Source organism: Stenomitos rutilans (genome assembly GCF_059505485.1).
In genome coordinates this window covers 83,206-107,404 of record NZ_JCACKR010000116.1, presented here as the reverse complement: position 1 = coordinate 107,404, position 24,199 = coordinate 83,206, and the positions used below count along the sequence as shown (strand labels likewise).

Below are 24,199 nucleotides of genomic sequence, written 5' to 3'. Positions count from 1 at the left end.
GGCCTCTAGCTAGGAATAGCGTAATCAACCTCAATGCGTGCCGCTCCAGCAGAAGCACTGTTTGCCGCATAGGTGGCAATCAAGTTCTCAGAAGAACCATTGGCTGTGCGTCCGGGGTAAACTTCAAAAATTGTCTGAGCTGTTGCGGTCAAATCAACTTGAGTGCTGCTCATATATTTTGAGGTCGTACCCGTAATGCCAACTGACAAGGATGGCGTACCGCCAGTGAAAGGAGTGTCAATAATCACCCGCACAGCTTCAACCACCGCGTTGGCAGGCAGTGTAAACAGTGTCAAGGGCGAAGTTGTACCGAAGGCGAGAGAGGTCGTGTCTGTAGTTAGCTGATTGCTTGCGCCACTGGTTGATGCAAGCTCTAGCTCTAGCACCCCTGCTGCGGTGCCTGCTTTTTGTCGTAAGAAAAAGCCGTCTGTCCCTTTAGCGGGTGGAGCGTAGAGAGTCACAGCAGCCGTTGCCGCTGGATTACGCCCGATCGTCAAAGCCCAGTCCGTCCCTGTGCTAGCAGCATCAGAGTTGATAACGATCGCATCGCCTGAATTATTCAACTGAGAGGCCGTGACCGCAGCGTCAGCCGAATCAGCAGGGTTGCGAACAAGCAAATTACCGGATGAGTTTTTGAGCGTCACTCCTCCGATCGCAATTTGAAATTTTGACAGACTAGTAGCAATAACATCAAGGACTTTAGACATTTAGACCTCTAGAAGAACATAGCCAGCGCCTTGAGTTGCCCCTGCGCCAGGAGTGATTGTGAACAAAAGCTGCGTAGCACTGGTATACCCGTAACCTGGATTCGTTTCGTACTCAGCCGCAAACGCTGGGTTGTTTTGAGCGGCATTCATGAGACGATCTGATTGAACAGCGTCACCTAATCGCAAAGCAGCACCAATACCGTTAAATGGAGTTGTAATCACGATCGCTGCTGTGAATACAAAACCTGTGATCGAAGTGACGACGATCGGTGAAGCATCTCCGTAAGCAAACGGCATTTTTAACAGTCCACTACTACCCGGATCGCCTTTTGGCCCCTGAATGCCGATCGGGTCAATTTCTAAAACCAGGACTCCATCAATCGTTACCTCCAGTTGCGGGCTATCGACTTCCACGTCTAAGATCGTCAAAACTACCTCCCAATCACTTGCATGAGAGACGGGGCAATGATCTCGATCGCATCCACCGCATCATTAGGCGGCATTGCCAGAATGCTGTACGTCCAGAAATGTTTGCCAAGCTTGTAAAGGCCTTTTGCTACCTGATTGTCGATCGTAGTGCTATCGAGCGGTACAGGCAGTTTGTGGCTATTGGGTGGGACAGGTAGGTAGCGATCGTCTCCTGTTGCTGTTGGCTTCACCACTGCTGGCAATCTGACGGTGAAGTAGCTACCCATCACAGGAGAGCCATTAGCCACAACAGGCACTCCGTCTTTTACCTTTTGTTGATAGAACGGTGCTGAGCATGTGAAAGTGGCTAGAACGATGCCATTCACATCTGCTTTAATCGGGCCAATGACGGTGTAACCTGTCAGATCGCCGCTGCCTGCTACCGCTGGGTTCTCTGGGTAGAAGAAACGCATGCCGTCGCTCAGTGGCATTAAGCCGAAATTGGCTCCTTGCTTTAGGGCGAGGCAGCCAAGCTCAGAATTAATCAGGTGTAGCGTTTGGCAAGACACAAACTTTAGGCCTCAAACGACAAAGCCAACAGTAGGAAGCGATCGACGTAACCTCAAAAACTCCTGACCGTAGATGGTCAACATCAGCAGTTCATCACCTGTGCTGCCAATGCCCGTAACAGGGCTAAAACTGGCAGAATTGGAACCTTGAGACGTGCTAAGTGAAGTCATCTGACCAGAAGCAAAACCAGGCAGAACGGCATCTTCACCCGCTTGGCTAGCTAGAGTCAGCCGATGTGCGACCAGCAATTTAACCGCTCTGATTCTAGTAGTGGGATTGCGCCACACAGAAGGGGCGCAGTCAGCGATCGCGTCGTACAGGTAAACCTGAACCAAACCCTCGTCAAGCGTTCCAAAGGATTCATACCGAGGGTCGTTGCTAAAGTCATCGTAGGTGACAATCAAGGTTGCGTCTGTCCTTTTGCCCGATTGGTTGGTTTGGGTGGTTCGGTTGGCTGTAGTCGTTCAATTTGTGCCGCGATCGCAGTTTGCACACCCTGACGTAAATCAGTGTCACGCCAGCGCTCCAAATCGTAAAGGCTAGAAGTTGCTTGCACTTGCTTGACCGCCGGAATTAATTGACTAGGCAGATCAGGCTCGATCGTGCCAGTTGTCAAATTCAGCACTTTGACAATATTGCTGTCTTGAAGTTCTTGCCAAGTTTGAGCAAAGAACGGGTTTTCTAACATCGAAGCGATCGCTTCTTCACTGATCAGATTATGACCAGGATCAACATCCATGCCGGGTTGCAAACCAACTGGGCCTAATGTTAGAGGCGATACCCATCCCCATTTAGGATGGCGCGCATAGAATTCAACTGCTGGCATAGGTTTTGTCGCTATTGAAGAATGGTGAGCAAACAGGAGGCAGGGTAAGGTAAGCGCACCCCAGCAAAACGTTCATGGCACTTCACCGAGAAAGTGGCACCATCGGAAAATACGGGCAGTTGTTCAAAGTCGCTAGGCACTAACAAGTTGCAGTGCATGTCATCACGCACGTAAGAAAACATAATGTCTTGCCCGTTAGGGCCAGCCCCAGAGCATTCGTTACACCAGTCAAAAACAACACCTGGAAAGACTTTTTCCAGATACTCCATTAACGTCCTGTCGTTGTAACTACCAAGTCGCGTGACTGACAGAAACGTCCAGACTTTTAATGGAACAAGAATCATGTTGACCCTTTCCACACCACGCGACGTGACTAGGACACCATTGATGGCAGTATTAAAAACACTGACCACTTGATCAACCGTGACAGCAAGCGTTCCACCTAGTGCTAGCGGATAGGCAGCGTAAGTGATTGGTACTGATGGATTGTTGAAAGCGCCATAAACATTTGCATTGGCATCGCCAAAATAAGCCAGCGAGTTTTCAAGCTCAGTGATTGCCATTTGAGCCGCGTTCGCTTCTAGCTGTTCAAGCGGTGTATTGGCTTGTGCGGCGGAACGAATCTCCTGAAAGTCGTAACCGTAGGAGTCACCTAAAGAGACTACTTTGTTAGAGACTTCTCTTGCCAGCACGTTTACACGCGGAAAGTCGGTACTCCAGTTGGTGACAATTTTGGCTTTGCCACGCCGATCTATAGCGCGGTAGGTAATGGTTTTGATGCCGTTTCCACCCTCAAACGAAACCGGAAAATGTACCCGTGCGCGTTGTTCGGCGTATTTCACCTGATACAGTTGGGGGACGATATACTCCAACTGACGGGCAAAGAACAAACCTTCGCCAGCGTCTAAGTGAGAAACACTTGCAGCCGCGATAGCGGTGCGTTGAATATTTTCTTTAGTGTCCAGTCGCAGCCCAAAACTAGCAACTGGCGGTCTATCAAGAATCGCTGCGGTCATTAAGGTTAACCTCCTAAATTAAAGTTGGACGAGGGCGGTTAACCCTGCGACTGCTTGATCACTGATGTAAGTGGCACCTGTTAGCGCGGTGCCGCTCCCGGTGGTTGTTAACTGCCCGGTGGAGTTAGAAACACCCGGCACCGTACCGGATGTGACTGCTGCTAAAACAGGCACCCAGATGCGAATGCCAGATCCCACAGGTGCATAAGGCACAGCTTCGTTTGGTAGCCAACCACCTTGAGCGGTATTGCTATAGGGATAAACAAATTCAGCCGCTTTTGCCTCGATCGCAATCCCTACAATCGTCAAATTGGAGGCTGTAGTGATGGGGGAGCAAGTGCCACCGGTTAACTGTGACTGGTTGACTTGTGCCTGCCCGTATTGCCCCAAAGCATAGCCGTAGTAAATGATGCCGTTGGCCGCATAGTTTGTTACAGCGGGAGAGGCTGTAATGGAGTTACCACTGCCTGAAGCTGTGCCCGCGATCGACGTAACCGGGTTGCTGTTGCTGGGAATGACAGTGGTGGTGATCACTCCGCCCGTTTGCGTCAGCGACAGAAAATCATTCAGCACATCGTCGTTGTTGACCAGACTCACTAAGTTATTGGCAACAATATTGAGGTCGTCGCCAGCCAGTGCGTTGTAAGTTTTGATGATATTCACCGCATTACCATTAGGTGCCGTACCGATCACTTGATAGGTATAAGCGCCAGCATTGGCACCTTTCACGACTGTCATCGTGCCAACGGTTTGTTTGGCAGCAACAGGAGCATTAATGAGCGTAAAACGGTTGCCTTTTTCAACTGCCCAAGAATCGTACAAACTACCTGGATAGCCTGCTTGTGGCAGTTGCGTATAGATAGACTGAACCATTAGTTATGCGCTCCTTGGGTAGTAATTTTTTCACGACCAACGCGATAGCTACGCACTTGGCCTTGAGTGCGGAAATCAAGCGCTGCTAGTCGAGGATCAGCGCTGTCCAGCCGTGCCAGTTCAGGAATACTGAGCGGTGTTGCATCTATCCTTGCTGCTGGTGTAGGCAAGGTTTGATACAAAAGGCCATTTAATTGGCTGCTACTGTCCTGGCGCTTAGGTGAAAACCGTTTCATGGCAGCATAGGCACCCGCGATCGCCTCTGCTGAGTCCAACTTGAACTCGGTGTCAAGGGTGCTAAGTGCAGCGCTCTGAATGGTCGCAGGAGTGCTCGTGGCATCTAATTTGAAGCCAGCAGGTAAGTATGGCTCAGCATCAGCATATGCCTCAAACATGCTGTCAAGACGAGCCTGCACTTCAGCCTCGATCGCCTCAGCGTCGGCGTGTTCAGTAGCCTCTTCAGCATCAGTGCGCCCAACGATCGCTTGCAAGACTGCGATTTCGCCATCTTTGGTTTCTATTTCAGCGGCGAGTGAGTCGAGACGATCGGCTAACTCTGCTATTGCAGAGTCCTTTTTTGCCATTTTCTTTTTTAGCCAGAGCGGCATTTTCTTGCCACTGGGCATATCATCATCGTCATCATTCATATCTTCGTCTTCGTCTTCGTCTTCGTCATACTCGTCATCGCTGTCATAGTATTGGCTTGACATAGTGCTATCCTCGTCATTGTTATCATCTAAAAAATTTTTAGAAGCTTCATTGCTTTGTTTTACTTGCAGTGAATATTCAATTGCGTCAGCCAATTCAGGCATTACGTCATAGGTTTTGATGCTGCCTGGAAGTGTAATGGTTGTCATGCTGGCATCCTGTAAGTTGAAGCTCGTTTACCTTTTCCAGACGCTGCTTTTGCTCTAAAAGCGCCGCCTTCATTTGGTAAACCTTGTGATTGAAGTCTTCTTTTTTCGGCTATACGCTTTTTCTGAGCTAGCTTTTTGCGTGATTTGTCAGAAGCCAAACTTTGTTCCATGCCTTCGTTTTTGAAATGCGATCTTATTTGCTCTCTGCTCTTCGCCTCTTCGGCAATTTCGCCCGTTGTATTTTGTGATTTGCCTCGCCGCATTCGCCTTGCCAGAGTCTTTGCTGCGAGATGATCAGCTTCTTCTTTTCTTAAACCTTCTGTATAGGGCGAAGAAACGCGAGAGTAGGCACTAGAAAGAACGTTTTCAGAAACCCTAGCAGCAAGGCTACCTTTTGCTGCCATCATGCTTTTATCAATTGCTTTGCCTGCTACTTTTTCGTAGTCTGGGTCAAAAGTTGATTTTTTCTGAGCTAATTTATTTAACTTTTGCCCTTCCCGTTTCGCATGAGTTTTGGGGTTGCAGTTTCGATTTTGTGGAATGTAATATCCGCCTGGACATTGCTTTCCTTTGCCTGTCGCCTTATCAAAGCGCCACAGTGTATCGTCACTATCAACGCGATATTCAGCATCGTCAGCATCAAAGACTAATTCCATTTCTGCTGCGTCAACATGGCAGCCACAATCATCTAAACCGAGTCGCTTAATTTCCATGTACAGTTCACGAGGCACCATAAACGGCGCTTTACCGTCGGGTGTTGCCAGTTCGATCTGGAACATTTGAGGCATGGGCGCATCCTTGCGAGTAGCTGTTAAAGGTTGTTCTGGTTCCACGCTGTCTACTTGCCACGCAATATCAGTCGTGTCAGCGGAGTCAAATTTGAAAGCTTTAATCTTTGCGCCAATCGCTCTGTTATTCACGCAGACTGCCATGTGGTCTTTGTCAATCGGCTCGTCTTGCATAGCATCAAAATGCTGTCCATGCCATTCGCCAGCATCATGTTTTACGGCTGTTTCGTAACCGACACTCACGCCGTCTTTACGCCCAAGGCGAATATCGTCTTGTGTCTCTGGATCGAAAACGTCAAAAGTAACTTGGACACGTCCGTCGTCAAAGACATGCACCTTGTTCTGAGTTCTACCTACTTGATACTTTTTCAATAGGTCAGCATCATTTCGCAGCAAGCAAGGTGGATGTTCATTTGTTACGGGTAAGTTTGCTAGTTGAGCAACTAAAGGTACACCATTGCTATCTGTTCGTCGCAGAAACTCACGCGATACCAACTCACGACGAGTAGATCCATCGGCATTACGATAGGTCAATATCCCCGGCGTGCGCGCGATCGCCGTGACCGTCATCACCCCGTCTTTCGAGTCGAAGTGATCGATTGTCGCTAATTGGTTGAACCGAATGGCGGTAGCCGAAGGCATAATAAGGGCATTAGGTCAATATCTTGTTTTACCCTTGCTAAGATTGAGCGACGCGGAAGTGTCCGAAAATACTACACCTGTTACGCCTCAGCAGCTTTTTGCTAGTAAATTTAGGCAGCAAGTTGAGCGATCGCCTTACAACATTAGTCAGCTTGCTGACATGATTGGGCTACCGCGATCGTCCGTTTACGCAATCATGAATGCGGGGCGCAAAGTCGATCCGCCAGAGTTGAGAGAGTGGTTAAAGGTGTTTGGTTGTGACTTTAAGGATTTAGTTGGCTAATGGCTGAAAGTAAATACACGCCAGAAGTTGAAGCAATTTTATTGGACACTATTAGACGAACTGGTAGTCTTAAGACCGCCTGGAAAGCTGCCAAGATTACAAAGTCAACTTATTATTTTTGGCTGCATACCGTTACCCCCCTAGTCCAGAAAGTACAGTTAGCATTGAACGATTATCGTTGCCATGTTGATCCTGAAATCATTGAACAGGCACTCAAGCAGCGAGATAGCTACCTTTATGGCAGAGCCAAACAGACCAACATCTACGAAATTGAAAAAACTGAGGCACTTACAGATAAGGATGGCGTAGAAACAGGCGATGCCAAAGTGACGATCGAGAAAAAAAAGGTCGTTAGCTCAGTGCCTACACCGCAATGGGTGATTGAAAGTGTCATTGGCAAACGACTACCTCTGTCAGACGCGTTGGCAACATTTGCAGCTTATGGGTACAAAGTGAAACCACTGCCCAACGGATTTTTGATTACTGACAGTTATGAAGGTGACGGTGATGAGCCTAGCGCTACTACCGAAGCATAGCGATCGCAGGCTTAAGTCAACCACGCAAAAGCTGATTGATGATAGCGTTACAGCATCGACGAAAGAATCGACTGTTGCAAGGCATTTAAGGGAAACGGCACAAAAGCTGATTGCGGTAGGGGCGTTCGTGTCTCTGTGGGCAATCTTTGCGCCCATGACCCAGATTCAGACCTCTGGTACGGTCAAACCGTTTGCACCATACGACTACCAGATTGACCTGATCCAATCAATCGAGCAAAGTCAGAACACAGTCATTTGCAAGTCACGGCAGATGGGTGTTTCAGAAACCATCTGCTGCTATTTGTTGATGCGAGCGCTCACAGAACCAGGGTTTAGTGCCGTAGTGTTCAGCAAGACTCAAGGTGATTCGTCTGAATTGGGCAGACGGATTCGAGACATGGCAATCTCTCTTGGTTCGCTTTGCCCAGTACTAACTAGCGAAAGTGCAACCAAACTTGCCTTTAAGGGTCTGGGACGCATTCATTTCCTACCTGTTACCGCCCGCGCTGCTCGTGGTATCCCATCTGTTTCGGTCATTCTCTTTGACGAAGCTGCGTTTATCGACGGTATTGACGGGGTATACCAGGCAGCCATGCCGACACTATCAATGTTGGGCGATCGCGGCAAGGTGATTTTTAACAGTACGCCGAACGGACGTACAGGGCTATTCTACCGTTTGATTATGGCTGGTGTCGGCGAAGCCAAACGCGTCAATGAAACCTTGACAGCTATTCGTCAGCCTGCCAACAACATTGTGCCGTTTCAGCGGGGGCAAAATCCTAATACCCGCTCGTGGGAGCACAAGAAATGGGCCAAAGTTTTCTTGCATTGGCGATCGCATCCGCTGTATGGTGCTGATCCTGAGTGGGCAGAAAAAACGCGCCTTGAACGCCAGTTAACTACACAAGCTTGGGATCAAGAATACGAGCTTCAGTTCAGCGAAGGGCAGAAGAATGTTTTCAACCTTGAGTTGATTGAGAAAGCTACGATTGGGCGCTTGCAAGCACCGCAGAAAGGACGACGTTATCTGGCAGGGATTGATCCCAACTTTGGCGGTGCCGACTTTTTCCGTTGTCAAGTATGGGATGTGACACGCACGCCATACTCATTGGCAGCAGAATATGGTGCCAGTCGCAAGACTAAAGATTACAGTATTTCTCAATCGCTTTTGCTGCTAGAACAATATAAACCGGGCGTGGTCAGTGTTGAAACCAACTCAGGCGGTACACTCATCCTAGAAGATCTGAGTCAGCTCAAAGCGGCCTGGAACTGGCAAGGTGTCTGCACCACTAATACATCCAAGTTGATCAACACCGATCGCCTCATTTTGCTTTTAGAGCGCGAACAGTTACAGTTCCCGGCAGACAGCGCGATTGCTCAAGAGATGCCGCATTTTATTGAAACTATCAAAGGGGCTTCGCGGTTGCGTCAAGCTGAATCAGGGATGCATGATGATGCGGTAATGGCGGCGGCGATCGCCTTTGCTAGTCTTGATCAAATGCCATCTAACGTTAATTGGATGAAGTCGCTCGTCTAGACTTGCAGGTTGCACCGTTTTGTGCCTTGCAAGGCATGATGTAAGCAGCGGCACTCCAGCAAAGCGCAATGTCTTCTGAAACTCCAACGTTCGATATCCGTTTAGATTCCCTGTTGCAAGTCTTCAGCGGTTTGCAGAATCCCTACACAGGCATGGGGAACCCGTATGTCGATCCAACGCAGCATACCTACATTCAACCTGGTCTGAGTCGTCTTTCAAGGCAAGAGCAATCAGCGCTAGTCCGTCAGTCAGGGCTGCTCAAAAAGCTGACTACAAACTTGCCCAAAGCTGCCACTTGGCGGTGGGGTAGACCGACACTGGCAAACGGTGACGCTAAGCTGCTCCAGTCGATCGCCGATGCTGTCAACAATATTCCAGTTGTCACACCCTTGCAACGGCTTGGCAGAACCAAAAAGGGGTATCAGATCGCGGGTGAGCTTGCTCTACAAACTGGCAATAGTGGTTTAGTGCTCGATGTTGATGATGGCCGCAAACTGGATGAGCCGCTAGATCGCGAACACATCAAGCGCATCAATAAAATGGCGCTGCTCTCACGTCATGCGCTTAGACCAGACATTTCCACACTGAGTAGTGGGTTGCCGGAGCACTACATTGTGTTGAATACTTACAACATGAAAGGTTATGCCAACGGGCAACGCATTCACAGGAGTCGTGTGCATTGGTTTCGGGGTGTGCCGATTCTTGACGACTACGACCTCATTGCCAATAATGGCTGCGATGATTCGATTCTTGAATTGGTGCGTGATGCGTGGTTCATGTATCAACCTGCTGTACAAGCGGCGGGGCGTATGCTCACCGATTTTGATGTGCCTGTCCGTAAGGTGAAAGACCTGGCGCAGAACTTAGCAGATCGCGGTGACGAGTACAAAGCCGAACTGCTGACTCGCTTGCAGGTTGATCAGATCAGTCGTAGCAATTACCGGACTCAGGTGATTGATATGGATAACGAGGCGTTGGACAACTGGACGCGGCAAGTGACAGGTATGAGTGACTTGCATGATCGCGTCAAGGAAAATCTTTTGGCGAGCATTGACCTGCCACCCGCGATCGCCTTTGGGGAGTTTGCCAGTGGCTTAAACTCGACCGGGCAATCGACCACTGAGAACCAACTGTGGAACGAGACAACAACGCAGTTCCAGGTTGATAAATATGACGACAGCATTCAAGACTTGCAGCAGTTAGTCTGCCTTTGCAAGTCAGGACCCACAAATGGAGACTTGCCTGATGGTTTGGGGTGGGAATGGTTACCTCCTTATCCACCGTCGCCAGCGGAACAGGCTGACTTAGAACTAAAGCGGGCACAGTTGATTCAGGATTTAAATGGTGTTGACCCACGCTTTGGCAAGGTGGCGATCGCGGCTACCTATGGACAGAAAGAGTACAGCAGTGCCATCACCCTGCCCAAGCCATACGCTGAGGCATTGCAACGTGACATCAAGGAAGAAGCCAAACCACAACCAACTGAGCCAGACGTAAGTGCTTTACAAGGTGGCGATCAGCCTGCGGACGGAGCGACTGCGGATGAAGATCAGGCACTGGGGCAAGATGAACAGGCGCAGCAAGACCAGTCGATCGCGGACGATATTTTGAGCGATCGCGCTCTTCTCGACTCTGCTGACTCATTTCATTTGGATGATGCCACTCCTGTCAAACGCATTATCGATTGGCAGGGCTTGAAACTAGGGCTGCAATATCAGCCCTTCGATATCCGGCATGGGAAGGTGTTGCCTGTGGCATACGGGCATATTCAAAAGACTCGCGGTGCGGATGGCATGGCGTGTGATTGCTATGTCGGCACCGACCTGGAAAGCAATCGGGTCTTTGAAGTCACTCAACTCATTGATGGGCAATTTGATGAGCACAAATACATGCTGGGCTTTGACAGCCTGGATACTGCTCGCGAGACGTTCCTCAAGGTGATGCCTGCCGATATGTTCGGTGGCATTAAGGCGATAAGTTTAGCTGACTTAGAGCGGTACAGGCTTGATGCTGTTGACTCACCAATCGACACCGCCTATGCCAAATACCACGGCGCTGTGAACATGAGTGCCAGTGAGTTTCTGGCATGGTCTAAAACACGTTGGAGCAAACTGGCAAGTGTCGATCGCGCACCTATCCAACGCAACCTGAGACTGTTGCAGAAGCCTAAAGCACAGTGGACGCAGGCAGATGCCACACAAGCGCTCAGAACGGTGTCGTTTATTGCTCGCATGCGTGGTGCAGGTAAGGGTGAGCCTGTTAGTGCCGACGCGCCCGTGTGGATGACTAAACGCCTAATTAGCCTCAGAAATTGGGCTTACGACCCCCGCAAATTTGCTAAACAAGATTCTGATGTGCGTCTGGATGCCACTCGTCAGGAGCTTTTAGCCAAAGCCAAAGCCAAGAATGAAGGGCTGGAGAAAGGCAAGAAGTTTAACACCTTTGGCAAGTCTAATGTTGCGATCGCAGAGTTCGTTGGTGAAGGCGCTGCCACTCCTGCTACCCCAAAGACTGCTACTAAAGCTAAGGGTGGGACTAAAGGCGGCAAATATCAGACCAGCAAGACATCCTCTGCTATTGCTACCGCGATCGCCAAAAAGACCGGGGCTGACCCTGAGTCTATTGAGAAAGACCTGCGCGGCAAGATTCAGAAGGCGATCGACAAGACGCGCCGTGAAGCCAAAAAAGCAGGCAAGGAACCGACTGCCAAAGAGCTACGAGCAGCAGCACGGGCTGTGGTGAAGGTGGAGGCGAGGAGCGCGATCGCTGCTGCTAGAGGTGAGGATAAGCCCGCTGTAACTTCAGCCAAGGCTGAGAAAGCATCTGCCAAGGCTAAGACCGAAAAAGCTGAGAAGAAGACGCGATCTGTTAAGCCTAAAACACCCGCGACTGTGGCTGAAAAACCAACGGCAGAGAAGAAACCGAAGCGGCAGGCAAAAGCAAAAACGAAAGCAAAAGCCACAGAAGAACCAAAAAACAGAACTGCTGACTTAGCTCTAACTAAAAAAGATTTGGTTAATTTTGAAGAGCTTAAACAATTAGGCACAATCGGCGAAAATAAACACAGTATTTTTGAGGACGATCGAGGTCAGAAGTATGTTGCAAAAGTTGCCAGCGCTATGACTGGTTATATTCCTTATGACAACACATCAGAGATGATTGCACAAAAGGTAATGCAAGCAGCCGGAATTAATACAGCAAAGATCAAAATAGAAGATCCAGAAATAGCAGACAAGGACGATCGCTACCCTAGAATATTGAGCCAATTTGTGTCGGGAGTGTCGCTGGGGGAGGTTCAGAAATTTACACAACCCGATAGTCTTATGCTTTCTAGCAAGGATGCGCTTAAAAATGCTATCAGCCATCCAGATTTAGCCAGGATACACGCTTTTGATGTTTTTTCGTTTAATGGCGATCGTCATGATGGAAATATTTTTTACGATCAGAAAACAGATTCCTATCACGCTATTGATAATGAAGGTGCTTTCTACAAGTCTCCTTACTCGCCCTATCGAGATTACGAACGTGAGGCTATTGAAAAAAGTTTTGATTCTGTTTTGTCAAACAAAAAGTTGACACATAGTGAGAAAGAAAATTTACACCTTTTTGTAGAAACACTGCGCGGGCTTGCTGATATGAATAAAGCCGAATTTGCCAAGAGTGCTATAGCATCACAAGACAAACTTATACCTTCTTCGGATGAAAAACAGAGACAAGAGTTTACTCCAGAAAGGCAGAATTCTATTAGAGACAGCTTCGGGTACGCTAAAGAATTGCTAGAAAAGCTAGTAAAGGCAGGCTTTTAATGACTAAATTTATTTACTTGCTTGACGACAAAAAAATTGGCAGTATTGAAGTTGTTAAGAATACAATCATAAACAAGACAGGCAATATTCGACACCCACAACCAAAGCTATCAAATTCAGACTGTTATGAAGAATTTTTGAAAAGGGTTGTTAACAGTACAGGTAATATTCAGTCTTTGTTTCAATCCAAAACGGGACTTGTAGAGAAAAAATCTAATCTATAGAAAACGAAACCCCTGCTATTCGGCAGGGGTTTCGCCTTTCAGAAAGCAATACAACTATTGAGCGGGCGTAGCAGGTACAACTGGTGGCGCTACGGGGTCAGGCTCGACCACAGGTGCTACAGGTGCGGGCGTAGCAGTTGCAGGAGCATCACCACCAATCTGCTGACTCAATTGAGCGATTTCAGCCGTCAACTGAGCATCTTCTTGGGCTTTGGCATCAGCCGCCGCTTGCAACTCAGCCGCCTTAGCATTGGCAGCATCGATCGCCTCTTCATCAGCCTTATCATCTGCCAGTGCTTCAGCCAACTGCTTCTGCACGTCAGCTAGTTGCTGTGATTGGTCAGTAGACTGGTTGAGCTTGTCGATTAGCTCTAGCACTTTGGGCTTGAATGCCTCGAAATCAGAGAGAGTGGACATAATTCTATCTTCCATTTTTGAGAGAGCAGTGACGATTAATGGCAGCAAACGCACCTTGGACAAGATTTCTGCCAGGTCTTCAGGGATTTGCGCGATCGTCTTTAAGAGAGTATCGAGGTTCATCAGTCTGTCCAGGATGGACAGTTCCATTTTGCCCTAGAACAAGCGATCGCGTTGATCTTTTTACCGCTTTGTGCATCTTGCTTGGTGTTGAGTGGCGAAATGCTAGAATAAGTAAAAGCCCCGCGCTCTTTCTGGGGAGTCAGAGCCGGGGGATGACAACCTAGTTGGAGGCTGCAATGCCAAGTATACATGATTTGCGTCCTGGTCAAAAATATGGACGATTAAAGGCTGTAAGGCTTGTTGAGAAGTGCAAACATCCTGTAAGCGGATGGATTTACAAGCATTTATGGCTGTTCAAATGCGATTGCGGCAAAGAAAAGATTACTAACGCGCAGATAGTAATCACTGGCAAGGGCATATCTTGCGGATGTTACAAATCAGAGCTTTGTCGGACAATTAATAAGCCTCCTGTAACAAGGCATAACTTAAGTCATGGCGCAACAGTTGGCGGAAAAACTCCAGAATATAGAATATGGGGTCAGATGATCCGTCGATGCGATAGCCCTAAAGACACAAGGTTTGAGGACTACGGCGGTAGAGGAATAAAAGTTTGCGATCGCTGGCGTAAGTTTGAGAACTTCATTGCTGACATGGGTTTAAAACCATCTTCAGAGCATTCTATCGATCGTAGAGATAATGATGGCGACTACTGCCCTGAGAATTGCTACTGGGCAACAAAAAAGCAGCAAGCCAGAAATACTAGAAGAAATCGGTTTATAGAATTTAACGGCGAACGACTGACTTTGGCAGAGTGGGCCGAAAGACTGGGTATAGCAGGTTCTGTAATTGCTAACCGCATTGACAAATTTGGATGGACTGTAGAGAAAGCGCTGACAACCCGTAACGGAGCAAAGCGGATACTTTCTTATAACGGAAAAATGCTCTCAATTGCTGCTTGGGCAAGAGATACAGGGCTAACAAGTGGCACCATTGGGGCGAGATTAAAAATGGGGTGGAGTATAGAAGCTACGCTAACAAGACCATGCCGTTTTGCCGAGAAAACAGAATCTTTACTTTGAGACACGGTTATGATATGGGCAGTTATCGGTTTAAGCTATGTCTACAACCTTTGCCCGTGTCAATAGCCTCGTCGAAGCCAGGCTGGATGATGACTGCGGTAAGGGATGGGAAGGGCTAAAGGGGCATTGCGTTCGGTCTAAAGTCGCTCATGCAGCAGAACACGTCTCGGAATCAGCATTATCCTGGGGCGTTGGCAAGACAGTAGGAGGCGCGATCGCGCAAGTGGCAGCTTCGCACGGTTTCCCCCCTGGCGCGGCTCATCTGATTAGTGAAACCGCAGTTCAAGCGATCGCTGCTACTCTCATCCATGCCCGCAAGCCAGAGAATCGTAACCCTACAGAACTTGCTGCCAAATTTATTACTGAAGCGGCAGCAGGGGCGATCGGCAAAAGTTCGCATTCAGGGGCGCATTCGGCGTTGGAACATATAGAAGGATCAGCACATGCCAAAGCCCTTGGAGCCATCATTGCCGGAAAAGCAGGCGGCATCAGTACAGCCGTTGCAGTCTCAGACCTTGCCCACAGATACGCCGAACGACTCACCAAACAAGGCAAAGCCCTTCATGCACTGGTTACTGCTAGGGTGCCTGTCAGCCGCGCTGATGCTGATGCTGGAACTACTGACCGACTAACTCAGCAGGAACGATCGACGCTCTTTGACCTAACGATGGCAGGCTGGGCGATCGCGCGTCACCTCAAAACTCAACCCAAACAAGATGCTCAGATGCCAACTATTGAAGCCCACCAAAAAGCGATCGCTAAGTATGCTGACCTTGACTATGACATGAGTGGGGCAATCGAGCGGTTACGGGAGGACGCTGAAAAGTGCGGACGGGGTTGGGAGGGTAATAGACCTGGGTGCGTGAGAGCAAAGAAAGGAGGTGCTAAAACCGCGTCTTCCTCAACCAGTCAGCCAGTGAATCAAGCTACGCCAAAAGCGAAAGTTGAAGCCGCAATCGAGCAAAAGCGGACAGAGTTAAAAAAACAGGGCAAGAAGGCAACTGTAGAGGAACTAAAAAAAGCTGGAGAATCGGCACTGAAACCTGAAGTAAAAAAGAAACAAAGCAAAGCAACGGCAACAAAACCAACTGAGCAAAATCCGCAACAAACAAACGACTTAGCGATTTTAAGAAAGAACTACAAAGAAGAAGATGCCCGTACTTTAGGCAATATTGGCAAAGGGTTTAGCGATGTTGGTAACCTCATCAGTCTTTACGCAGACGAAGTAAAGACCAAAGGTAAAAACGATCCTGTTATCACAGCAGCATTTGATAGAGGTGAACGTAATTTTAACCCTGCTTTGGTCATCGAAACTGGGAAAGATCAGTACCAAGCGATCGGTGGCATCAGCGAAAAAATTACCGCTTCTGCTAATGCTTCCAAAGGAGGCAGAGCTTACAGCGTGATTGTATCGAATAACCCTGAGCAGATTGCACTTGCCAAAATGATGCAAGTGCCTGACAAGGTGGATGCTGCCCATGTTAAGCCAATGCAAAACCAGCTATCTAGAAAAGAGGGTGGGTCTGGCTTTAGCGACAATGGCAACTATCAGCACCTCTATACCGATGAAATTGCTACGGATCCTACTGCCAACAAAAAGCATAAAGGCACTCAAGGGCAGGTGGATGCTGCCGCCAGGAAGTTACTGGAAACAAACGGGCGGAACTGGGTACCGATTCTTGTGCATGAAAACGCAGATGGTTCTTACAAGGTTGTTGGAAATCACTTTGCTCATGAAGTAGTCAGACGGGCTGGCATTGATCGCGCTTGGGCTGTACAGGTAAGCAGCGACAAGGATGAACGCGCTGATGCACTTGATCAATTGCATGCAGATGCTAAATGGGAACCCTGCGGCAAAGGCTATGCTCCTCCTGGAAGTTGCAAGGCAGGCAGACCCACTGGCGCTGTTTCCAGTCGTCATATTCTTGAGCCGCACGCAGACCCTTTCTCTACATCGGGGCAAAAAGAGCAACAGGGCAGAACAAGCCGTATTGATCAATTAGTGAGCAAATTAGAGTCAGGGCGTTTCAAGCCTCAAGCCAATGATCCGAATGGACACGGCAAGCAAGGAACCTTGACAGCGCTAAAAGATGCCAAGAACCCACGCATCGGTTTGTTTACCAGCCATAACAAAGACGGGTACATTACAGGGGCGATGTCTTACAAAGAAGGTAAGTCACTGATCTCAGTGCAGAATTTTGGGGCTGATGGCTCAACTAAAGGATCTGGCAGCGAGATGTTTAATCAACTATTACACCATGCTGCAAAGCTTGGTAAGGGTATTGAAGCGTCATCAGTTGATAGTGCTAAAGGCTTCTATGCCAAAATGGGCATGACTGACCAAGGTTATGGTCAATTCTCGATGTCTAAACAGGAAGTGGCAACAGCGATTGCTAAATTAAGCAGAAAAGACGCTTTAGACGATCGCCTTACTTTGGCTCAACTCATTGGTGAAGAACTGCAAGCACCAGGGCTGTACGGGGCACCCATCCGCATTCGCAAGTTTAATGTCCAGGGCAAGACGGTGACGGGTGAATTTGTCGGCACCCAAGATGGCAGGTCTTACGCGTTTACTTATGCCAACGGAAATGTCACTTATCAGCCTGCTGTAGCTAAGCTCGACAGTGAGAGTGCGAATCAGTTTACTGTGCGGTGGGATAGCCACACAGAGGCGCTAGAGGCTAAGGTGTCAAACCCGGTACGCCTGGACGCTACTGGCAAGCGTTTGAAATGTGGTAGTGCCACCTACCAATGCGGGGGCATTTGTCAGGGTGTGCATCGAAATTGCCACAAAAATGAGAAGGCAGCAGTTGATCACGGTAGGATCAACAAAATCAACGCATTGATTGAGCATCTAAGCCAAGGGGGCGAGCACCCCTCGAAAGGATTGGATAAGCCTGATGCTGCTAAGTTGCAGGGTGTGGCAGCGCAGATTCAGCAGACGCGAGACTTGAAAGCGGCGAATACGATCGCAAAACGGACGGGCGATCGAATGGTGAAGAACACGCCAACAGAGGTTGCTCCTAAGAAGCCAGCCAGCATGACTGTAGGCGCGATCGTGCCTGGTACTACCAAAGCGCCAATCGTCATTCCACAAGCAGAAGCAGCACGTTTAGCGGTGATGGGGCATATGAAGATACCTGTGCCGACAAAAGCAATTATGCCTGAAGTTTTGCCACCTGAAACCTCACAATCAGGACGCGGTAAACGTCTTGCTGGTCTAGTGAATCAGTTGCAGCAAAACCATGAGGCTGACATCAAAAATGCGGCTCAAATTCATGCTGTAGCACACGCTGCACTGCACCAACTTGACCCTACGCATACAGTGCAATTGTCTGAGCCAGCAGCCAGTACTTTCCAGAGACCAACGGGTACACCCAGACAACGAATTGAGAAATTATTGAACAACCTGCAAGAGAACGAGACCGCCAGTAACCGCAATGCGGCAATGACTTATGCGGTGGCGCAAACAACAGTGAACCAACTAGCGGCTAGAGGAAAGCAGGGGCAGCCATCGAAAGAGATTGAGGGGAGGGAGAGACAGGCGATCGGGTTGCCGTCAACGGTGCCTAAAGAATTTACTGAGACAGCAGAACAACTGAAACGACAGGCAAGCAAATCATACTATGGCTCTGTAAGAAATGTGAATGGTGAACATAGAGATCCTTACGGTGTGCCGTTGTTTGTGCCAGCCAGTTCAAGCGGTACAGTTGGCGGATTTGCTCCAAACGGACACACACCTACATTTCTTTCTGAAGTGACAAAAGAGGCTGCTGCCGACTATCGACGCAAAAAGCAAAAAGGGCTTAACCAAGAAGCTTTGAGAGATCTTTCTTGGAAGGTGCAAAAAATGGAAAATGCTGATTGGCAAAACGCTAAGCAGCATGGAGTGCATACGGTACTTCTCGATCCCGACAAGAATCCATCGATAGCCAAAAAAAGGACTGCAAAAGGCATTCATTCCGCACCCCTTGCACCTAAAGCCCGATCGCGCACTGCTGCTGACTTTGGTGACAAGGGCAAGTACAAACATGTGAGCCTGGACTCGCTGTCACACGAGGTTGTACAAGCAGCCCGATCTCGTCTCGTAGCGCAATACCCCTATCTAGCCACAAAAATGGATAGCGACTGTGGCTGCCAGGAGTGTAGTGCCAAGAAGAGGCGCAAGAAGAAAGAGTTGCCAGACGCGCCTGATCAATTGAAAGTGGCGTTAAAAGTATGAACATCAACCTGTTCAAAGCTTCAGCCGATCGCCTTTTCACCAATCTCGGACTCAACAACACCCAGATTCGGTTTGGCGATAGCAAGATACTCACCCCTAATCCATTGGTTACGCCGATGGGTATCCAACCAGATGCCCCCGTTAGCAGTGAACTGACCATTCAGGGGCAGGGCTACGAAACTTATCAAGTCAGTATTCCTGACGACACGCTAATCGCTGTTTTTGGCAATATGACTAACGCGATCGCGGCAATGGCATCTAACAACATTTGGTATGTCGATCGGGGTGACACAATGGGTTGGCGACGGTGCCGCACCTGGGGGACACCTGCGTTTAATACGATCGGGAAATACCAGGTGACGTTGAAAGAAATGGGAGCCAATGATTATGGTGTTTGACATCACCACTGAAGTCATAGGTCTAGAGCAGACGCTAAGCGCGATCGCACTCCTCGTATCCCCAGAGTGGCTGACCAACACGTTAAAGGCGAACAAGCAGGTATTCAGCGACCTTGAACGTCAGCATTACAATAAGGTCAGCGCCACCACCCGTTACGCCAATCCTAAACGTGCAGGCGAAGGTAATTGGGGCATTGATACAGAGGCGCTGTTCAGAGAGTTAACTGAGAATATCATTGTTGAGGATGCTTCATTGAGTATCGGGTCTGATCTGCCCTATGCCGCGATCGTGGATGAGCTATTGGGACACAAACAGGCGATCGGGCAAGCTCAAGAATCCAGCTTGCTGCCATCTGATGATGAGTTTTACGCTTTGTTGGAGCCGTTACTGCTAGGCGAAGCTGAAGCAATTTGGAGTGGGAAATGATTAAAGAAATCAAAAGACCAATCGATGCAAAATACGGGCAATCCTGTCTTGTAGACTTAATTAAACATCAGAACTATTTAACGTATTGCTACGCCTCAAAAACGATTCAAGACTATTGGTGTAGATCAGAATATGTTGTCTATCCAATCAATAAGGCAATGCAGCAGCCTGTGCCGATCGTCACCAGCAACATTAACCCAGGTGACTTTTTTAATTTAGGCAAAACGCCAACCCCTCAAATTGGAATTGTCTACCGTAAATTAACCATTATTCAGTCTGGGCTGAATCAAGAGCAATGGAAGCCGTCACCAAATAAACCAGGGGGAGACTACTTAAAATATGAAATCGGTGGCGACATTGGCGGTTTTTTCTATACTCAGCCGCACAATGAGTTAGCTTCTGGTTTTTTCGTTTGGCTACCTTTGCCCTGTCAATTGATCGCAGCAGACTTGTTAGATGAAGCGCAGGCATTACAGACTATATTACTAGAGATCGCTCACGAGCAATGATCATACCCATCACTGCCCACACTAGCCCTTTTACACCAGCACTCACCAGCGTCAGCCCTGAAGGATTGCTAACTTACCTTGATGCGCGGATTGGGCTAACCTTTGAGGGACTTGAGGTGAAAAACTACGGCTTCACTGGGAAGGCATTAGACCTGAACCGTTTGGCGGCGGGGCACCGTATCACCAGCCGCAAGTCGTCAGGCTATGCACCAAGAGTAGAAACAGCCACGATCGATGTCGGTCGTATTTTCCCTTGCCAGCCGCCGCAGCAAGGCATCGCCGATACCACCGCTGATGATTTTTATGACCTGCTCAAGGGCGCGATCGTCGAGTGGGTGAATTGCAAGGGCGGCCCATTCGGCATTGCTAATCAGTTAGATTTTGAAGTCAACGGGGTACAAGGTATCGGAGCAGTGCCAAATTTGGCGGCAGGGGACATGCGATCGCGCTGGCATATCGTAATGCTGACGTTTGAGCTTAGTTTGTACGCGCGTTGATGGGCGGTATTATCCTCGTGTTCCAGCGATCGGAATTCTGAGAATTGTTAATTCAGCGGGCAAGCGCCTGATGCTCAAAACATGCGAAAAATATTCTATAGATGGTGAGTAAGCAGGGTTTGACGTAACTTCGTAATGCCCGTCAAATATAGACAGGTCTAAGAAAGTGTAATGCCCGTCAAATGTAGACAAGCCTAAGAAAGGGTCACTGAATTCAATATTTGCAGAAATAAACGTTTTTGTGGCAATAGCCGCAGGTACATACCTGCTCATATCCATCGTCTCTACAAATTCTCGTTCTACTTCATAATGAGTAACTTTGTGGCACGACCAAGCGCTATCCGTAATGCCAAAAGTTTGATAACGACAACGTCTGTAATTGGAGTCAAAAGTAATACCAATCGTGAACGGCAATAACCTATTCGGTTTATCAAAATAAACACGTTCATAGCGATGAATGTCGAGCCATCCATCCTCAGGCTGTGTGCACACCCATCGATCGCGTGATGATACCGCTAAAAGCTTTGATTCATCTTTTTTATAATCACGGCAACTTTCCGCATGCTCAATTGAAGCAAGTGAATGAAACGCATTGCAGACGGAACCTGATCGATCATTGTAGTAGTAAACGCATGAATTACAAGTTCTCATTTTCTTTTATCTGTGTTGCTGTCCTGCTTATTTGCCGTACTACCCATCCTAGAAATGCAACGATCAGAATGCAGCCTGCAAATGACTCGAAATCACGATGCGCGATCGACCTGATGCCGTAACAGGCAAATAGTAACTCCGCTAATACTAACGGCATTTGAAGCAGAGACGATGCCGTTTCTGTACTGTCACTCATCCCTTTACCCTCACTTCACCGCCTAGCTTTTCCAAGAACAATAAAAACCGATCGGCGCTCATCTTGCGTTTGCCGTTCACGTAAAGGCTGATGTGATGCTGTTTCACCCCAAGAAAGACCGCTGCCTGCCCTTGGGTCATTTGGTGTGCGCGAATGAGCCGATCGAGTATTTCAGACGAACTTGTCATACCGTAAGCGGTATATATCATCATCATTGTACTCTGTCAAGGGCTTAATGGAGGCGTAGCGCTACAACTACTTTTCACCCTATGGCTGATTTTACACAAACGATGGGTGCGCGTCCTTCTGTCACGCAGATAGTGAGTGCCAGTGATGCCATCACTACTAACTTTGCGATCGACGCCCCGAATAAGCAATGGATTCTCTCGCAAACAGTCAACAATGGCACCGTTGAAAAGCTCACTCGACGCTTACTGATCAAAGAAGGCTTTAACGGCAGTTTGAAGACAACTACGATTACAGAGTATCTGTTTGCCGGTGGTGCCACTTATGTAAGCAGTGCCAGCCCTGCCAATAGTACCGCTATTAACGCTACCAGCCCAAATATTTATACGCTCAGTCCGTTCAACTATGATGCCGTACTGACAGCAGCGGGCGTTGCCTCAACTTAACTTTGGTACAAAAAGAAACCGCCCAACAGACACGCCGGAACGGTTTCTTTTTGGGGTTCCAAACCCTCTGTTTTAGTTTACTCGAAAGCACACAGAGGTATACCTGTCAATGGCTAAGGAAATTTTTCAGGCATTTAAGGGTGTTGTTGATTGTGTTGTAGCTGATGCAACGACAGGTGAGTTGTTGGTCATCCCGCCACCGTCCACCGCTGCTTATGATACAGGCATCGAGCTTGCCAACATTGAGACAGTGGATTGCGCGGGCACTCGTAACGTGGCTTTGCGTTATCCCACCAAAGAAGAGCCAAAACTAAACCTCAACTTTGGTTCTAAAACGATGGATATTTTGGGTATGAAGTTTGCCCGTAAGTTTGAGCTTGGCAGCCGCTCGACCTTTGTAGCAAAATCTGCTTACCTTGTTCCACCCAACGGGTTAGTCGCAGCCTCTACCAGTGGTACGTTTGGCACGGGTGTCTTAGCAAATGCGATTACTGAGGCATCGTGGTTTGACCCCACCGTTGATAAATCGTTGTTCAACCTGGTGCAAGACACTGATTACAACGCCTTCGATCCGTCTGGCGCGGGGAATGAGCTTAAGTTTGCGATCGGTCAGAATAACGCTCAGAAGTGGGGCAGTGGACTATGGGGCAAGTACGTCTCCTATAAGGTGCCGATTGCGCTCAGCAATATCTATGTGAAGTCATCCACACCATTCATTTCGCTGTCAGTGCTGCTCAACATCATTTTGACCAATGGCAAGCTGACGCAATGGATTTTTGATGCTTCACCCGATTCAACTGGTTCTATCCCCATTACTGAGCCAGGTCAAGAGTTAGCCTTCTTCCTTTCGTCTGCTCCTGATGTGTTGTTTCTGAACCAACTCAACCCCTGCTGATGCCGTTTGGTCAACCCTGTGTGCTGCGCTATCAAACAGGCGCAATTGCGGTTATTTACCCGGTACCGCGATCGCGCCTTACTTTGATGCAATTGCTCCTCAATGAATTGGTGCAAGCGTGGGTGGAGTTAGGGCAGATGACTGAGTTGCTCGCAGAAGACCCAAAGGGGTGGGGCTTGGTAGAGGCGATCGCAGCCATCATTCCCGCTGAAAACGCTTTGCCATTACAAGTGGAAGCGTTGAAAACCGACATCAACCTGCTTGAACGCTTGTTTTTTGGGCAAGTGGTTGCAGAGGTGCTAGAGCCTTCGTTGTTAGTTGCGTTGCACACCTTCACACCACAACCCAAGGCAGAACGGGTCAAAAGCCCAGACGACCCGATCACAGTTGATGATCTGCCGTTTCCATCGTCAGGCGACTACGACTATGACACGATTGCCAACTTAGCCAATGGGTTCGGGTGGGAGATGGGTTTATGGCTGTATGAACACTTCCCGATCGAAGGGCTTGACAAGTTCCTTTACACTCATAGCGAACTTCAGAAAGACCCTGAACAACGGGTAATGGAAAGCCTAAAACGCAGTTATGACGGTTGGAAGCAAGAGAACGCTGAAGAGTACGAACGCCGTACCTATCAGGTGAAGTGGTGGGACAAAACCGAACGTCAAAAGTTAATCCAACAACATGCAATCGCACAGGAGTTAGAACCAGATGCCGTCGATTGAACTGAAGTTGCGCGATCGCACCTACACCATCAACACGCCCGTTAACCTCTCTGAGATCAAGATGGTGCCTTTAGCAACGGTGTTAGGTACGGACAAACATGGTAGACCAATTCAACCGGGTACACCCTTAGGCAATGACTACGCCGAACTGGTCTTACAGCGTCTTAGCGACCCGTCTAACCACTATCGTCTTGCCTACAGCCTTAAAGCGTTGATACCAGAACTCGACCCACTGCTGTGCGACTATCGGTTGATCCTCTTGCCCAATGGATCGAAGCAGGAGGACGTGACGTTCAACTTGACCGTTGAGGAAATCTTGCAGGTTTTTAGCCAGTTGCAGCAAGTGACGACCACACCCAAGGCTGGCAAACCCAAACCTGTGCAAAGCGGACAGCGACGGTAGTTCTTTAGGCGA

The 24,199-nt window shown here is 48.6% G+C and carries 26 protein-coding genes; 14 read left to right on the top strand and 12 right to left on the bottom strand.

The annotated features are described in order from the left end of the window. Nucleotides 1-5: 5 nt before the first annotated feature. The 9 genes from AC5JLP_RS24040 to AC5JLP_RS24000 are packed head-to-tail and all read right to left on the bottom strand — an operon-like array spanning nt 6 to nt 6,687. Complete coding sequence (locus tag AC5JLP_RS24040) at nt 6-707, bottom strand: hypothetical protein (RefSeq protein WP_496070500.1); 702 nt, start codon at nt 705-707, stop codon at nt 6-8. After that, on the bottom strand, nt 708-1,136 hold the full coding sequence (locus AC5JLP_RS24035; protein WP_496070499.1) for a hypothetical protein: 429 nt from the start codon (nt 1,134-1,136) through the stop codon (nt 708-710). It abuts the gene before it with no gap. Nucleotides 1,137-1,138: 2 nt separating this feature from the next. Further along, entirely contained in the window at nt 1,139-1,684 is a 546-nt protein-coding gene (locus tag AC5JLP_RS24030) for a hypothetical protein (protein ID WP_496070498.1), read from the bottom strand. A 12-nt stretch (nt 1,685-1,696) separates the two neighbouring features. Further along, on the bottom strand, nt 1,697-2,089 hold the full coding sequence (locus AC5JLP_RS24025) for a DUF4054 domain-containing protein (protein ID WP_496070497.1): 393 nt from the start codon (nt 2,087-2,089) through the stop codon (nt 1,697-1,699). After that, nucleotides 2,086-2,511 (bottom strand): Asp23/Gls24 family envelope stress response protein, encoded by a 426-nt coding sequence (locus AC5JLP_RS24020; protein WP_496070496.1) that lies wholly within the window; start codon nt 2,509-2,511, stop codon nt 2,086-2,088. The genes AC5JLP_RS24025 and AC5JLP_RS24020 overlap by 4 nt, the downstream gene beginning before the upstream one ends. A gap of 11 nt (nt 2,512-2,522) precedes the next feature. Next, a complete protein-coding gene (locus AC5JLP_RS24015) occupies nt 2,523-3,527 on the bottom strand; it encodes a major capsid family protein (RefSeq protein ID WP_496070495.1) in 1,005 nt (334 codons plus the stop codon). 18 nt (nt 3,528-3,545) lie between these two features. Further along, on the bottom strand, nt 3,546-4,400 hold the full coding sequence (locus AC5JLP_RS24010) for a hypothetical protein (RefSeq protein ID WP_496070494.1): 855 nt from the start codon (nt 4,398-4,400) through the stop codon (nt 3,546-3,548). Further along, nucleotides 4,400-5,257, bottom strand: coding sequence for a hypothetical protein (locus AC5JLP_RS24005; protein WP_496070493.1), 858 nt, complete (start codon nt 5,255-5,257; stop codon nt 4,400-4,402). The genes AC5JLP_RS24010 and AC5JLP_RS24005 overlap by 1 nt, the downstream gene beginning before the upstream one ends. Beyond that, a complete protein-coding gene (locus AC5JLP_RS24000) occupies nt 5,254-6,687 on the bottom strand; it encodes a DUF2213 domain-containing protein (RefSeq protein ID WP_496070492.1) in 1,434 nt (477 codons plus the stop codon). The genes AC5JLP_RS24005 and AC5JLP_RS24000 overlap by 4 nt, the downstream gene beginning before the upstream one ends. Nucleotides 6,688-6,745: 58 nt before the next feature. Here AC5JLP_RS24000 and AC5JLP_RS23995 point away from each other — a divergent pair, with 58 nt between their 5' ends. From AC5JLP_RS23995 to AC5JLP_RS23980, 4 genes are all read left to right on the top strand, one after another. Beyond that, the gene (locus AC5JLP_RS23995; protein WP_496070491.1) at nt 6,746-6,970 is read left to right on the top strand and encodes a helix-turn-helix domain-containing protein; all 225 of its coding nucleotides are present in this window, start codon (nt 6,746-6,748) and stop codon (nt 6,968-6,970) included. Continuing rightward, complete coding sequence (locus AC5JLP_RS23990; protein ID WP_496070490.1) at nt 6,970-7,506, top strand: hypothetical protein; 537 nt, start codon at nt 6,970-6,972, stop codon at nt 7,504-7,506. The genes AC5JLP_RS23995 and AC5JLP_RS23990 overlap by 1 nt, the downstream gene beginning before the upstream one ends. Beyond that, the gene (locus AC5JLP_RS23985; RefSeq protein WP_496070489.1) at nt 7,478-9,043 is read left to right on the top strand and encodes a terminase large subunit domain-containing protein; all 1,566 of its coding nucleotides are present in this window, start codon (nt 7,478-7,480) and stop codon (nt 9,041-9,043) included. Before AC5JLP_RS23990 ends, AC5JLP_RS23985 begins: the two co-directional genes overlap by 29 nt. Nucleotides 9,044-9,111: 68 nt before the next feature. Then, on the top strand, nt 9,112-12,849 hold the full coding sequence (locus tag AC5JLP_RS23980; protein WP_496070488.1) for an anti-CBASS protein Acb1 family protein: 3,738 nt from the start codon (nt 9,112-9,114) through the stop codon (nt 12,847-12,849). A 278-nt stretch (nt 12,850-13,127) separates the two neighbouring features. Here the strand turns inward: AC5JLP_RS23980 and AC5JLP_RS23975 are convergent, their stop codons facing one another. Then, complete coding sequence (locus AC5JLP_RS23975) at nt 13,128-13,613, bottom strand: hypothetical protein (RefSeq protein WP_496070487.1); 486 nt, start codon at nt 13,611-13,613, stop codon at nt 13,128-13,130. Nucleotides 13,614-13,789: 176 nt separating this feature from the next. Between AC5JLP_RS23975 and AC5JLP_RS23970 the strand changes: the two genes are divergently transcribed. The 6 genes from AC5JLP_RS23970 to AC5JLP_RS23945 are packed head-to-tail and all read left to right on the top strand — an operon-like array spanning nt 13,790 to nt 20,685. Further along, nucleotides 13,790-14,632 (top strand): hypothetical protein, encoded by an 843-nt coding sequence (locus AC5JLP_RS23970; RefSeq protein WP_496070486.1) that lies wholly within the window; start codon nt 13,790-13,792, stop codon nt 14,630-14,632. Nucleotides 14,633-14,669: 37 nt separating this feature from the next. Continuing rightward, the gene (locus AC5JLP_RS23965; RefSeq protein WP_496070485.1) at nt 14,670-18,854 is read left to right on the top strand and encodes a hypothetical protein; all 4,185 of its coding nucleotides are present in this window, start codon (nt 14,670-14,672) and stop codon (nt 18,852-18,854) included. Continuing rightward, nucleotides 18,851-19,252, top strand: coding sequence for a hypothetical protein (locus AC5JLP_RS23960; RefSeq protein ID WP_496070484.1), 402 nt, complete (start codon nt 18,851-18,853; stop codon nt 19,250-19,252). The genes AC5JLP_RS23965 and AC5JLP_RS23960 overlap by 4 nt, the downstream gene beginning before the upstream one ends. Next, on the top strand, nt 19,242-19,679 hold the full coding sequence (locus tag AC5JLP_RS23955) for a hypothetical protein (protein ID WP_496070483.1): 438 nt from the start codon (nt 19,242-19,244) through the stop codon (nt 19,677-19,679). The genes AC5JLP_RS23960 and AC5JLP_RS23955 overlap by 11 nt, the downstream gene beginning before the upstream one ends. Then, the gene (locus tag AC5JLP_RS23950; RefSeq protein ID WP_496070482.1) at nt 19,676-20,188 is read left to right on the top strand and encodes a hypothetical protein; all 513 of its coding nucleotides are present in this window, start codon (nt 19,676-19,678) and stop codon (nt 20,186-20,188) included. The genes AC5JLP_RS23955 and AC5JLP_RS23950 overlap by 4 nt, the downstream gene beginning before the upstream one ends. Beyond that, a complete protein-coding gene (locus AC5JLP_RS23945) occupies nt 20,185-20,685 on the top strand; it encodes a hypothetical protein (RefSeq protein ID WP_496070481.1) in 501 nt (166 codons plus the stop codon). The genes AC5JLP_RS23950 and AC5JLP_RS23945 overlap by 4 nt, the downstream gene beginning before the upstream one ends. A gap of 9 nt (nt 20,686-20,694) precedes the next feature. Here the strand turns inward: AC5JLP_RS23945 and AC5JLP_RS23940 are convergent, their stop codons facing one another. Continuing rightward, nucleotides 20,695-21,336 carry a hypothetical protein gene (locus AC5JLP_RS23940; protein ID WP_496070480.1) on the bottom strand — a complete coding sequence of 214 codons (642 nt, stop codon included), beginning with the start codon at nt 21,334-21,336 and terminating at the stop codon, nt 20,695-20,697. A 192-nt stretch (nt 21,337-21,528) separates the two neighbouring features. Beyond that, entirely contained in the window at nt 21,529-21,720 is a 192-nt protein-coding gene (locus tag AC5JLP_RS23935; RefSeq protein ID WP_496070479.1) for a hypothetical protein, read from the bottom strand. Between the two features lie 81 nt (nt 21,721-21,801). Here AC5JLP_RS23935 and AC5JLP_RS23930 point away from each other — a divergent pair, with 81 nt between their 5' ends. From AC5JLP_RS23930 to AC5JLP_RS23915, 4 genes are all read left to right on the top strand, one after another. Next, complete coding sequence (locus AC5JLP_RS23930) at nt 21,802-22,164, top strand: hypothetical protein (protein WP_496070478.1); 363 nt, start codon at nt 21,802-21,804, stop codon at nt 22,162-22,164. A gap of 109 nt (nt 22,165-22,273) precedes the next feature. Then, nucleotides 22,274-23,059 carry a hypothetical protein gene (locus tag AC5JLP_RS23925; protein ID WP_496070477.1) on the top strand — a complete coding sequence of 262 codons (786 nt, stop codon included), beginning with the start codon at nt 22,274-22,276 and terminating at the stop codon, nt 23,057-23,059. Beyond that, nucleotides 23,059-23,784: a hypothetical protein gene (locus tag AC5JLP_RS23920; RefSeq protein ID WP_496070476.1), complete on the top strand. Its 726-nt coding sequence runs from the start codon at nt 23,059-23,061 to the stop codon at nt 23,782-23,784. The genes AC5JLP_RS23925 and AC5JLP_RS23920 overlap by 1 nt, the downstream gene beginning before the upstream one ends. Further along, nucleotides 23,771-24,187 (top strand): hypothetical protein, encoded by a 417-nt coding sequence (locus tag AC5JLP_RS23915; RefSeq protein WP_496070475.1) that lies wholly within the window; start codon nt 23,771-23,773, stop codon nt 24,185-24,187. The genes AC5JLP_RS23920 and AC5JLP_RS23915 overlap by 14 nt, the downstream gene beginning before the upstream one ends. Nucleotides 24,188-24,199: the final 12 nt, after the last annotated feature.